The organism is Rhodococcus sp. (in: high G+C Gram-positive bacteria), assembly GCF_049286785.1.
Lineage (GTDB): Bacteria > Actinomycetota > Actinomycetes > Mycobacteriales > Mycobacteriaceae > Rhodococcus_F.
This window is the reverse complement of the sequence record NZ_JBAQEO010000308.1, coordinates 1-11,944: the sequence shown is the minus strand read 5'-3', so window position 1 is coordinate 11,944 and position 11,944 is coordinate 1. Positions and strand designations below refer to the sequence as shown.

At 65.8% G+C, this 11,944-nt stretch carries 11 protein-coding genes and 1 pseudogene; 1 reads left to right on the top strand and 11 read right to left on the bottom strand.

Translation table 11 applies throughout. The features are described from left to right. From WAW17_RS11820 to WAW17_RS11810, 3 genes are all read right to left on the bottom strand, one after another. Nucleotides 1-1,163: acetyl-CoA C-acetyltransferase (locus WAW17_RS11820; RefSeq protein ID WP_422333167.1), on the bottom strand; the 1,163-nt coding region annotated here is incomplete at its 3' end. A 52-nt stretch (nucleotides 1,164-1,215) separates the two neighbouring features. After that, complete coding sequence (locus WAW17_RS11815) at nucleotides 1,216-2,442, bottom strand: NAD(P)/FAD-dependent oxidoreductase (RefSeq protein WP_422333166.1); 1,227 nt, start codon at nucleotides 2,440-2,442, stop codon at nucleotides 1,216-1,218. Nucleotides 2,443-2,483: 41 nt separating this feature from the next. Next, nucleotides 2,484-2,675 carry a ferredoxin gene (locus WAW17_RS11810; protein WP_422333165.1) on the bottom strand — a complete coding sequence of 64 codons (192 nt, stop codon included), beginning with the start codon at nucleotides 2,673-2,675 and terminating at the stop codon, nucleotides 2,484-2,486. A gap of 171 nt (nucleotides 2,676-2,846) precedes the next feature. On the opposite strand from WAW17_RS11810, the gene WAW17_RS11805 reads away from it, so the two are divergent. Beyond that, nucleotides 2,847-3,629: a TetR/AcrR family transcriptional regulator gene (locus WAW17_RS11805; RefSeq protein ID WP_422333164.1), complete on the top strand. Its 783-nt coding sequence runs from the start codon at nucleotides 2,847-2,849 to the stop codon at nucleotides 3,627-3,629. A 52-nt stretch (nucleotides 3,630-3,681) separates the two neighbouring features. Here the strand turns inward: WAW17_RS11805 and WAW17_RS11800 are convergent, their stop codons facing one another. From WAW17_RS11800 to WAW17_RS11765, 8 genes and pseudogenes are all read right to left on the bottom strand, one after another. Next, complete coding sequence (locus WAW17_RS11800) at nucleotides 3,682-4,998, bottom strand: phytoene desaturase family protein (RefSeq protein WP_422333163.1); 1,317 nt, start codon at nucleotides 4,996-4,998, stop codon at nucleotides 3,682-3,684. A gap of 50 nt (nucleotides 4,999-5,048) precedes the next feature. Then, complete coding sequence (locus WAW17_RS11795) at nucleotides 5,049-6,218, bottom strand: acyl-CoA dehydrogenase family protein (RefSeq protein ID WP_422333169.1); 1,170 nt, start codon at nucleotides 6,216-6,218, stop codon at nucleotides 5,049-5,051. Nucleotides 6,219-6,223: 5 nt separating this feature from the next. Next, complete coding sequence (locus WAW17_RS11790) at nucleotides 6,224-7,414, bottom strand: enoyl-CoA hydratase-related protein (RefSeq protein WP_422333162.1); 1,191 nt, start codon at nucleotides 7,412-7,414, stop codon at nucleotides 6,224-6,226. 75 nt (nucleotides 7,415-7,489) lie between these two features. Beyond that, entirely contained in the window at nucleotides 7,490-8,683 is a 1,194-nt protein-coding gene (locus WAW17_RS11785) for an acetyl-CoA acetyltransferase (RefSeq protein ID WP_422333161.1), read from the bottom strand. Continuing rightward, nucleotides 8,680-10,077: an OB-fold domain-containing protein gene (locus WAW17_RS11780; RefSeq protein ID WP_422333160.1), complete on the bottom strand. Its 1,398-nt coding sequence runs from the start codon at nucleotides 10,075-10,077 to the stop codon at nucleotides 8,680-8,682. The genes WAW17_RS11785 and WAW17_RS11780 overlap by 4 nt, the downstream gene beginning before the upstream one ends. 15 nt (nucleotides 10,078-10,092) lie before the next feature. Continuing rightward, the gene (locus WAW17_RS11775) at nucleotides 10,093-10,341 is read right to left on the bottom strand and encodes a hypothetical protein (RefSeq protein ID WP_422333168.1); all 249 of its coding nucleotides are present in this window, start codon (nucleotides 10,339-10,341) and stop codon (nucleotides 10,093-10,095) included. A 26-nt stretch (nucleotides 10,342-10,367) separates the two neighbouring features. Then, nucleotides 10,368-10,892, bottom strand: a complete 525-nt coding sequence (locus WAW17_RS11770; protein WP_422333159.1) for an aromatic-ring-hydroxylating dioxygenase subunit beta — start codon at nucleotides 10,890-10,892, stop codon at nucleotides 10,368-10,370. Next, nucleotides 10,889-11,818, bottom strand: a pseudogene (locus tag WAW17_RS11765) (RHO alpha subunit C-terminal catalytic domain-containing protein); the annotation flags it as partial. The gene WAW17_RS11770 and the pseudogene WAW17_RS11765, both read right to left, overlap by 4 nt. Nucleotides 11,819-11,944: the final 126 nt, after the last annotated feature.

Genomic DNA, 11,944 nt, shown 5'->3' with positions numbered 1-11,944 from the left:
CCACCGCCGATACACATCGTCACCAACGCCCGCCCACCACCACGACGCTTCAACTCGTGCGCGGCAGTGGTGAGCATCCGCACTCCCGTCGCGCCGATCGGATGGCCGAGGGAGATCCCGGACCCGTTGACATTCAATCGGTCTCGATCGTCCCAATCCCACTCTTTCAGCACACCGAGGACCTGACATGCGAAGGCCTCGTTCAATTCGACGAGATCGAAATCGGGGAAGCCGCGCCCGGTGCGGGCGAACAGCTTCTCCACCGCCGCCACCGGGCCCAGCCCCATCAACGCCGGGTCGCAACCTGCCGCGGCCCAGCCGTCGAGGAATCCGATCGGTTCCAGGCCGAGCGCATCGAGCTGATCTTCGGCAACGACGAGGACCGCAGCAGCGGCATCATTCTGCTGACTTGCATTACCGGCGGTGACCACTCCACCGGGTGTGACCGTCCGGAGCCTCGCCAGCGACTCGGTCGTGCTCTCCGGCCGGATACCCTCGTCCCGGGCAAACACCGTTGTCTCACCCTTGCGGTCGGTCAGTTCGACCGGTACGACCTCGGCATCGAAGCGGCCGGCCTCCCACGCCGCATGGGCACGGCGATGACTTTCGGCAGCGTATGCGTCGGACTCCTCGCGGGTGATGCCGCACTTCTGCGCCACGTTCTCGGCGGTCTCGACCATTCCGCTGATCTTCCCGAACCGCCATTCCGGCTGGGAGCGTTCCCGGCCTCGATCGAGCCGGTCGAACAACTGCAGCCCACCGGCGCGGGTACCCCAGCGGGCGCCGGTCGTGTAATGCTCGATGTTGCTCATCGATTCGACACCGCTGGCGAGCACGACGTTCGCCGCACCCGTCTGCACCATCATCGCCGCGGTTACCAGCGCCTGCAAGCCAGTGCCACAGCGCCGGTCGGTTTGCAGGCCCGCCACCGAGATCGGCAGTCCTGCATTCAATGCCGCCCATCGTCCGATGCACGGCGTCTCCGAGCTCGCATAGGACTGGCCCATCGCCACGTCCTCGATCAATTCCGGATCGATCCCGGAGCGGGCCACGGTCTCCTTGACCACGATCGTAGCCAGGTCGATCGCCGGCACGTCCTTCAACGCACCGCCGAAACGGCCTATCGCTGTACGAACCGGCGCGACCAGTGCCGCTCTTCTCATAGTGTTCTCCTCAGGGTATTCGCTGACCTGTCTTCCGTTCGGGTGGAACGGATCACGCCCGGGCTGCCGCTGACAGCTTTCGTTTCTCCGCGAAAGCGAGGGCATCGTCCCAGGTCGCAGCCTTCATCAGCAGGCCGCGATATTTCATGATCACCGTCTGCCCGTTGAGAGCGAGTGCGCCGACGAGGCGGTCCCCCTCGCGGTAGAGGGCCACCCACCGGTCGCTGTCGAGTTCACCGTCGACCACCACGATTTCGTCGGCCTGCGGAACCCCGACGAACTGAATCCGGTTCCCGTACCAGTCGGACCAAAAATACGGAACGGTGGAGTAGGGCTTGGCCGCCTGCGGGTCGAGGGCGTTCCTGGCGGCCACGGCACCCTGTTCGGCGGCACTGGTCCAGTGCTCCAGACGCTGAGAGCGATCGAAGAGTGAGTTGTGCCAGCGCGCCACATCACCGGCCGCATACACACCGTCCACCCCGGTGTAGAGCGTCTCGTCGCACACGATCCCGTTGTCGAGAGTCAGTCCCGAGCCTTCGAGCCACTCGGTGGCCGGCACACAGCCGATCCCGACGACCACAAGGTCCGCGGGCAGGACGGTGCCATCCGAGAGAACGACACGCTCCACCTTGCCGTCGCCCTCCACGGCACTCACACCGACTCCACACAGAAGCGGTGTGCCGTTGCGCTCGTGCAGGGACGCGATCGCGCCCCCCATCCGCTCGCCGACGGCCCGCACCAACGGTGTAGCCAGAGCCTCCACGACGGTGACGTCCACGCCACGCTTCCGCGCACCGGCGGCCACCTCGGAGCCGATGAACCCGGCACCGATCACCACGGTGCGCGCATGGGCGTCGAGTGCGGCACGGACCGCGACCGCGTCATCGATGGTGCGCAGAGCATGCACTCCGGCGAGTCCCTCGGTGCCGGGCAACATGCGCGCGTCGGCGCCGGTGGCGATGACGAGCGCGTCGTAATGCACGTCGGTGTCACCGACGACGACAACTTTTCGTGCCGTCTCGAGTGCAGTGGCGCGGCGCCCCAGAAGCAGAGTCACATCGAGTTCTTCGGAGAAGGTGCGATCGTCCCGGAACCGGGTGGACTCGGGCTCCATGCCTGCCTCGAGATATGCCTTCGACAGCGGCGGGCGATCATAGGGAAGGTGCTTCTCGCCGCCGATCAGTGTGATCGGTCCGGTGAACCCCGTCTTGCGTGCCGCCTCCACCGCGCGCAGTCCTGCCAGAGATGCGCCGACCACTACCAGGTGCCGCTCGCTCATGTCTTCGTCCTCTACTCGATGATGTTCGTGGCCGTCCTTCTCTAACGGATGATCCGCAGCGCCTCCGTGGGGCAGGCGGCTACCGCTTCCTCGACGTCGGCGAGTTCGTCGGAACCGATGTCCTCCTTCAACAGGAGCAGCTCACCGGAGTCGTCGACCTCGAAGAACGCCGGGGCCAGCGACTCACAGATGCCCAACCCGGTGCACTTCTTCCTGTCAACTTCAACCTTCATGACGTTCCCTTCGTCGTGATCGCGCAGGAGTTCCTCCCCGCGCCGAGCCGTCTTTAGTTTAATATAAATTAAACTATGACGCTCCGGTAGGTCCAATCCTCGGCACCCGGCGGGTGCCCGCGGCCCCCGCGTGAAAGTAAAAGCGGCCGAGCATGCCGATATAGTTGATCCGTGCTTAAAAACGACCCAGCCGAATCCGCGCCGGACGAGCGGTCCAAGAGCGCTCTCACACGCCAGCGCATCCTCGACTCCGCGGCGTACGTGCTCAGCCTGAAAGGCTTCGCCGGCACCCGGCTGGCAGACGTGGCGGCCCACGCCGAGCTTCAGGCCCCCGCGATCTACTACTACTTCAAATCCCGCGAAGAATTGATCGAAGAGGTCATGTTCGTCGGCATCGCCAGTATCCGGGCACACGTCACCGAAGTACTCGAGGCCCTGGACCCCGACACGCGTCCCATCGACAAAATCGCTGCCGCGGTCGAGGCACATTTGCGCTACGAACTCTCGATCTCCGACTACACCACCGCAGCCATCCGTAACGGCGGACAGATGCCGGAACATCTACGCGAACGTCATGAGACCGAACGCACGAAGTACGGAAATGAGTGGCAAGCTCTGTACCAGGCCGCGAAGGAGGCCGGGGAGCTGCGCGAAGGTTTGGACATACGCGCCGCCCGAATGCTGGTGATCGGGGCCCTGAACTGGGCTTCGGAGTGGTGGAATCCTCAACGCGGCGGCTCACTCGCCGCCCTGGTCGACACCGCACAGTCGATCGTATTGCACGGCATCGCCAGCCCTGCCGGGCTGGCCGGAAGCATTGCCGACACGGCGACAATTTCGGACGCCCCGGCCGAGAAGAAGCCCCCGAAGAAGAAGCCGGCCGCCAGGGCCACTGCCAAGAAGCCCACGGGTACCGCGACGACCCGATCGAAGAAGACCGCCGCCCGCGGCTGAGAAGCGGCGGCCGCGGATAGATCCGCCGGCCACCGCTTCAGAGTTCTACTGCTTACGCCGTGACTTCTACCGGAAACCGGTCACGAATCGCGTCTACGACGATCTTGGCTGTCTCGGCGCACGCGGTGGTACCGCCATTGGCGTATTCCTTGACCCCATCGCCCACGTTCCAGAGGTTGGCGATCGGTGTGGTGTTCGGCATATCGAAGCCGGCGACGGCGCGCTGCGGCGGCCAACCGTCGCGGGTGGTGACGATGGAGAGAATCCGGGCCTTGTCGAAGCCCTTGATCTCGTCACGCAGCTCGTCGAGGAGGATGTTGGTCTCGGCCTCCTCGTCGAAGTCCCCCACGGCCGGCTTCGGGACGGCGGTACCCACGTAGAGGTTCCACCCTTCCGGAGCCATCTCCGGGCATACGTCGGTGAAGTTGGCGACGTAGCAGAGACGCTTGGTGTTGGCGAAGCTCAACATTCCGGGAACCTCGACCAACCGTTCCCGGCTGGCGAAGTTCACCGCGATCATCGAGCAGGGCCGGTCACCGCGCTCGACGGTCTCGAGGTACTCGGCGGGCAGGTGCTCGCTGCCCACGAGGCGAACCGTGGCCGCGGGGCCGGTATCGCTGACGGCGAACCGGCAGCCCACCTCCACGGTCTGGCCGTCGCGCACGATCACCGCCCCGGTCACCTGACCGTCCGCCATGGTGAGGCTCTTGACCTCCGAGTTCAGCCACAGCTGCCCACCGTCACGCTCGAAGGCACGTGCCAGCGAACGCCAGATTCCGATGGTGCCCTCGGGCGCGAAACCGAAGGTCTTGAAGGCGCTCTTGCGGGTGAAGTAGGTAAGGAACACCCGGGCCGGGAGTTCTTCCGAACTCACCGCGAACACCGACCCACACATGTTGCGGAAGATGCCGCGCACACCCTCGTTCTTGGTGTACTTGCACACCCACTCGTCGGTGGACAACTCGTCCTCCGGCAAACCGGAATCGTTGCGGGCGGCACCGATGCCCTTGACCAGCTTTGCGCCCTGACGCGTGAGCTTGCCGAGCAGGAAGCCCCAGCCGCCGCCGGTGACGTCCACGTCCTTGCCGCCCAGGCGGTAGAGGATCGGCGGTTTCGGGGAACGCACGTCGAACTCGGCGTCGAGCTCGGCGAACGTCTCCTGGGTGATACCGCCCGTCTCGATGACGATGGCCCCGTTGTTGACCTTGAAACCGTCGATATCGTGAGTGGAGGCGCGGCCACCCACCTGATCCAGACGCTCCACCACCAGTGTGCGGTAACCCAGATGCTGCAGCCGGGCCGCAGCGAACAGGCCGCCTGCGCCTGCACCCACAACGAGGGCGTCGAAGTTGTTCTCCGGACTACTCATATCACTGCTCCTTGGTGAAATTCCATGCTCCTTGGGCCAATCCGAATCGATCAGTAGGACGCCGGCAGACCGAGGGTGGTCTGAGCGACGTAGTTGAGCACCATCTCCCGGCTGACCGGGGCGGTGCGCAGCATGCGGGTGATGAACCACAGTTCCGCCAGGCCGTACTCCTTGGACAGGCCGTTGCCGCCGTGTACCTGAATTGCCTGATCGAGGGCCTTCAGCGAAGCGTCGGCCGCGACGAACTTCGCCATGTTCGCAGCCTCCGCGGCATCGAGCCCCGCGTCGTGGAGTTCGGCACTGCGCTGGGTGGCGAGACGCGCCGTCTGCACCGCGATATGCGCTTCGGTGAGGGGGTGCGAGACGCCCTGATGCGATCCGATCGGGGCGTTCCAGACCGTACGGTCCTTGGCGTAGGCGGTCGCCTTCGCGATGGCGTACCGCCCGATTCCGTTGCTCAGAGAGGAGGCCAGGACGCGCTCGGGGTTCAGGCCGGCGAACACCTGCCGCAGACCCTTGCCCTGCGCGCCGATCAGCGCCTCCGGGCCTACCTCGACATCGTCGAAGAAGACGGTGAACTGGCGGTCCGGATTGACCAGCGCGGTCTCGAGCGGCTGGAATACCAGACCCGGCGAGTCCTTGGGCACCACGAAGAGAGACAGCGGGCTGCGCTTCGCGCCGGGGGCCGGCTCCACGCTGGCATCCCGCGTCACGACGAGGAGCGCCTCGGCCCCCTCGACCGCGGAGATGAAGTACTTGCCACCGCTGATCTTCCAGCCCTCGCCGTGTCGACGGGCGGTGGTGGTCACGTTGTGGCTGTTGGATCCGGCGTCTGGTTCGGTGAGCGCGAACGCCATCCGCCTCTCGCCCGATGCCAGTCCGGGCAGCCACTCGGCCTTCATTTCCGGGGACCCGTGCTCGGCGATGATGCAGCCGCAGATGGCAGGCGAGATGACCCCGATCAACAACGGCATGCCGTGTGCGGCCAGTTCCTCGAGCACGATGATGAGTTCGGACAGTCCCGCGCCGCCACCGCCGTACTCCTCGGGCAGGTGGACACCGAGCAGTCCGGCCTCGCCCAGCTCCGCCCACAGCTCGTCGACATTGCCGCCGGAACGCGAACGCTCCAGGTAGTACTCGGGCCCGAACTTGTCCGCGATCTTCGCGACACTCTCGCGAATCAGACGGTGCTCATCGGTATCTACGACCAGTCCGGTCACGGTGGTCACTTCCCTTCGAAGGTGGGTTGTTGTCTGGCTACGAAACTCGCGAAGGCGCGCTGCGCGTCCCGGGACGAACCGACACGGCCCACCGCGGCAGCCTCGTCGGCCAGTTGCTGCGACAGCACGGTTGTGGACGACTGCTGGAACAGCTGCCGCATGATGCCGTAGGCCACGGTGGGTCCGGCGGCCAGCTTCCGGGCCACGGCGGCGCCCTGCTCGGCGAGTTCGGCTGCGGGCACCACGCGGGTGATCAGCCCCCACTCCTCCGCCTCGTGCGCGTCCAGCACCCGGTCCTCGTAGTAGAGCTCCGCCGCGCGCCGGGCGCCGACGAGCCGAGGCAGGAACCAGGAGTTTCCGCCGTCCCCCGTGAGTCCGATCTGGCCGAATCCGGTGGCGAATTTGGTTCCCTCCGCCGCGAGCACGATGTCCGAGACGTAGATCAGGCCGAGTGCGCCGCCGGCCACGGCGCCGTGCACCGCAGCGACCACAGGCACCCGCAGACAGGAGAACTGGCGCAGGGCGTCGTGATAGCGCCCCGCCATGCGCTGCAGTACCTCGGGAACCTCCTCGGCGGGCGTCGAAGCGAACACGGTGATGTCCCCACCCACGGAGAAGATCTTCCCGTTCCCGGTGAACAAGACCGCGCGCACGGCGTCGTTGTGGGCGATGCGCTGCGCGACGTCGTAGAGTTCGTCGGCGACGTCCTGGTTCATCCCGTTCTTGGCCTCGTGGCGGTTGAGCGTCACGGTGGCCAAGCCGTCCACCACCGAGTACTCGACGGGCCTCGAAGTCGGCGTCAGTGCGTTCGACCAGGCTGCGGTGTCGGTGACCTGGTGCAGTTCGACGATCAACTCGCCCGCGAAACGGATCCGATGGGTGAAGGCCGCCTCGAACTCCCGTCCCGTCGAGCGGGCCGCGCCACGGTAGATGCCGGTGACCAGCACCGCACCCTCGCCCAGCTCCGTAACCGCCTCCGCGTAGGCCTGTGCGCGGAAATTACGGCCGATGCCAGACCAGAACTCGTCGAACATCGCCTCGGGGCCGCGGTATGTGCCGCCCAGCTCCAGCGGCATTCCTGCAGCACCGTGACCGAGGAAATTCGCATCCAGCAGTGACAGCACACCGGAACGATCGCCGACGGCGAGCGCCGAGTACAGCGCCTCCACTGTCTTCCGCTGCTCCTGTAACCCCATACGGCCTCCTCATGAATCAAATTTAATGTAGATAAAAATATGTACGGACGTCAAGGCCGGATGCCGCGAGGCACCTCAGCCTCGTTCGCGCCCGACCACCGAGACGAACGACACGCAGCTGCCGGGACGGCCGCCGAGATTGTGCGTCAAGGCCGTCCGCGGATCGTCGAGCTGCCGTTCGCCCGCCAGCCCGCGGAACTGCAACCAGCATTCGTAGAGCATCCGGAGGCCGCTGGCCCCCACCGGATGCCCGAAGGACTTCAGCCCGCCGTCGGGGTTCACCGGCAGGCGTCCGGTGCGGTCGAACGCACCGGCCAGCACGTCCTTCCAGCCCTGCCCGCGATCCGCGAATCCGAGGTCCTCCATCAGGACCAACTCGGTCGGGGTGAAGCAGTCGTGCACCTCGGCCATCGAGATCTGCGTCCGCGGGTCGGTGATCCCCGCCTGCGCGTATGCGTCCTGTGCACTGCGGACGACCTCGGGGAAGGTGGTGTAGTCGTAGTCCGGGTCGGTCGCGCCCAGCCCCGGACCTGCGGCGAGCGCGAGAGCCTTCACATACATGGGGGTGTCGGTGTAGAGGTGCGCGTCCTCGGCGCGGACGATCAGCGCGCACGCGGCACCGTCGGATACACCGGAGCAGTCGAATACTCCGAGCCTGCCGGCCACCAGCGGGGCGCTCTCGATCCGCTCACGGGACACCTCGGACCTGAACTGCGCCTTGGGATTCAGAGCACCGTTCACATGGTTCTTCCACGCGATGTGCGTCATCGCCGAGCGCATCTGCTCGGGATCGACGCCGTAACGCGCACAGTATGCGGGGTCCAGCAGGGAGAACGCGGCGGGTGCCGTCATCGACAACTCGGCGGCCGTGCCGTCCCCGGGCGGGTCGCCCCGCAACAAACCGGAGAACCCGGAATCCTTCAGCTTCTCCACGCCGACGGCCATCACCTTGTCATACGCGCCGGACGCCACCGCGTAGCAGGCATTGCGGAACGACTCCGACCCGCTGGCACAGTAGTTCTCGACACGGGTGACGGGCTTGTAGTCCAGGGCCAGAGGCTTGCTGAGGGTGAGTCCGCTCTGTCCGCTGCCGAGCGTACCGAGCCAGAAGGCGTCGACATCGGCCGACGAGACGCGGTCGTTGTCGTCGAAGCAGTCCGCGATGGCGGCGACGAGCAGGTCGTCCGCACTTCGGTTCCAGTGCTCGCCGAAGGTCGTGCAGCCCATCGCGACGATGGCCACCTTGTCGGCAATTCCGTTGCTGCTCACAGCGCCTTGGCCTTCCAGAAGTAGTTGTGTACCCCGCCGGTGGTGCCCAACCGGCGGAAGGTGAGTCCCACCCGGGTGCCCACCCCGATTGCCTCCGGGTCGGCGTCGGCAACCTCGAGGCTGTAGCGGCCACCGCCGTCGAAATCCACCACCGCGTCCACAACCGGCGGTGAGGGCGAGAAGGCCAGCCGGTCCACCGTGAAGGTGGCCACGCTACCCTGGCGGGCGGCCAGCGACTCGGCGGTCATCTTGTCCACCACCCCGCAGCCCTTGCAGACCCGCACAGGCGGCAGATGCAGGAAGCCACATGCTGCACAGCGTGTTCCGGCGAAGTTGAACTTCCACGCGCGTGCCCGAGCGGAGGGTGGAGCGGCGGCCCAGTCGGGCTCGGGACGGCGCGGCGGTTCGCGGTCCAGGAGTCCACGCCAGTTGAGGTAGGTGAAGTACGGCAGAGCACGACCGGCCAGCAGTTGAGCTGCCACGCTGACACTCTGACGTCCGGCGGGGAGCAGGTCGGTGGCACGAAGCACCAGCGCGTCGGCTCCGTCGGCCGCCGACACCAACAGGATCGACTGTCCGGGCTCGGCGCGGTCCAGCACATCGGCGAGGGCGAGCCCCAGGCCGGCGGCACCGGCGTACCCGATCGGGGACCCGGTGGTACCGATTGTCCCGGGCAGCAGTTTCGCGGCTCGTTTGGCGACCCCGCTGTTGGGCGAGACCACCACCACGTGATCAGCCTGGCCGATATCGGCCTGCACCAATGCTTTTTCGGCCACCTCGGTGATCAACGGCAGGTACCGTTCCAGGCCGAACCGTTCCTCCCACTGACTTCCGGTCACCGCGCCGGGAACACGCCACCGGTCGAGGAACTCCTCGCTGACACTGACGCGGGCCAGCAACGTCGCCAGCGCCGATTCGGCGGGACCGAAGGTGAAAGCCGCGGCCCCATCGCCGCCGCCCCGCTCGTCGGCCGAACCGGGACGGCCCGTGATCACGTCGGACAGCACGGCCAACCCTCCCGACTCTCCGGCGGTGAGCAGGGCTGCCACCGCACTCCGGGCCGAACCGGCGATGTCTGCGGCGAAAGTCTCGCGCCCCAGACCCAATGCCGCATGCACCGCAACGGCATTGGTCTTCTCGACATAGGGCGGGGACGTGGTCGTCAGAAACAACGAACGCGGATCCGCAGCCACAGTGCGGTTGAGTGCAGCGCCGGCGAGCGCTGCACGTGCGGCCTCCACGGCCATCGTGGTGCTGTCCTCGTCGAAGGAGGCGGCCACCCGCTCTCCCCGTCCAGCGCCGGAGCCGACGGCGCCGGCAATCTCGGACAAGGACACCCGATGGCAGGGCAGGTACGCGCCATACGAGGTGATACCCACGCGTGGAGTTGTCATGAAATACAGAACCTTTCAGGAATCGCGGCTGGGTGTTGCCGTGCCGGAACCCTGCTCACCGAGGTCCCGGTCCTCGCGCCAGCGGTCGGCAGAGGGGTCGAGCAGAATTTCCATGGCCTCGTCGCTGAGCCACACCAGTGCCTCGAGAATGAGAGCGTCGAGGAAGCGCACCTGCCCGGTGCGCAGATCCTCGAGGCGCAGCCGAGGGTTCTTGGCGTTCTCGTCGATCTCGACTGCGACCTGGGCGAACTCACTGTGCACGATCCCTCTACCGGACATGACCGTCTCTCCTAGATCAAGAAGCCCATGTTGGGCAGTGCGTACTCGTTGTCCACCAGGACCACGGTCTTACCCACCAGCCGGATCGCGCCGTCCACCACCCGCAGTCGGTAGGTGATACGACCGGCGAAGGTATCGGTGCCACGCTCCTTGGCCGAGAACAACACGAAGTTGGCGCCGACGACGGTGTTCTCCGCGCCTGAAGGAGCCTGTTCGGTGCCGAGCAGTTCGATGTTGGAGATCACGCGCCGCATGTTGGACGGCGGCGACTGCGCGTAGCGCTTGCCCGTGCGCAACTGTGCGAGCCGGGTGGTGATCCGGTTGCGGTTGTCATAGATCACCGACATGTGGGTCTTCGGGTCCTTGTCGGTGCCGTCGATGGGAACCCAGTACAGGGCGTCGTCGGTCCACAGCGCTTCCCAGGCATCGAAGTCGTGCTCGTCGGCGTATCGGGCCTCCTGATAGAGGAATGCCTCCACCTGACGGATATCGGTCAGGTCGGCCACCTGCTGCTGATTTTCGAACGAGACGGTCATTTTGCTTCCTCCCCGGGGACGTCGGCGGGCGCCTCCATGATCTTTTTGTAGTTGCGCCAGAACGCCCGCATGCCGGTCTCGTCGGTTGCGGTGCCGATCTTGTAACCGCGCTCGTCGGTCTGCTCCCGCTCCACGCCACGGCGGATATCCACCCAGTGCGGCTCCCGGATCTCCACGCCCGCCTGATTGCGCTCGTACATCTCGGTGTCGTCGGCGAGCAACATGCCGGCCGGACCCACCGAACCGATCGACTGGGACACCATCCGCGAGTTGAGCTCCGGAGCACCCTTGAGCTGGACCGCGGTGGAATACTGCACGCACTCGTGGGCCGAGAGCGGCTGGATATTGAACACCTGGATTTCTGCGACGAACAGGTTGGGAAAGATCATCACGTGCGGGGCGCCCTCGATCAGAATCTCTTCTGCACCGGCGCCGTGCTCGGCGCGCATCGCTGCCACGTATTCGGGCACCCGATCCTCCGTGGTACCGAACCAACGCATCGGTTCGGCGAACTTGCGGAATTCCGGACGAAGATCGTTCTCGCTGTGTCCGTTGTCGAACGCGCGAGTGACTGCCGTGGAGTTGTCACTGTAGAGCGCGCCGATGGGGCTGCCGGTGACCGAGAAGATGGAGCCGTGCACGAATTGCGGATGGTAACCATCGGTCTCGTTCTCGGCCAGCAGTTTCCAGTTGGCCCTGGTCTTGTGCTTCAGCCAGCCCGCGGTCAGCTCGACCTCACCCTCCGGAGAGAGCCTGGCCAGTCGGTCCAGCTCACCTGCGGCGTCACCGAGGTGCTCGAGCAGGGTCGGCCCCTCTTCTGCAAAGCTGCCGAAGACGAAACCCTGGTGCACCGCAACTCTGGGCACCCGGCCCAAGCCCAGTTCGAGCTTGTTCTTGCCGCCGTAACCTTTGTTGTAGGGATAACCCCAATGCCGCGCAGTTAGGGCGGCGGGTCTGTTGTCAAGTGTGCTGGTATGAGGATGCTGATGCTGATCTCGGCGTGGTAGTTGGTGCGGTCGATGTCGCCCTTGGCTCGGTGTTTGGAGATTGCG

Coding starts and splice junctions, on each gene's coding strand:
- WAW17_RS11790 (WP_422333162.1), bottom strand. CDS start 7,414: ATGGGGTTACAGGAGCAGCGGAAGACAGTGGAGGCGCTGTACTCGGCG.
- WAW17_RS11810 (WP_422333165.1), bottom strand. CDS start 2,675: ATGAAGGTTGAAGTTGACAGGAAGAAGTGCACCGGGTTGGGCATCTGT.
- WAW17_RS11800 (WP_422333163.1), bottom strand. CDS start 4,998: ATGAGTAGTCCGGAGAACAACTTCGACGCCCTCGTTGTGGGTGCAGGC.
- WAW17_RS11815 (WP_422333166.1), bottom strand. CDS start 2,442: ATGAGCGAGCGGCACCTGGTAGTGGTCGGCGCATCTCTGGCAGGACTG.
- WAW17_RS11770 (WP_422333159.1), bottom strand. CDS start 10,892: ATGACCGTCTCGTTCGAAAATCAGCAGCAGGTGGCCGACCTGACCGAT.
- WAW17_RS11780 (WP_422333160.1), bottom strand. CDS start 10,077: ATGACAACTCCACGCGTGGGTATCACCTCGTATGGCGCGTACCTGCCC.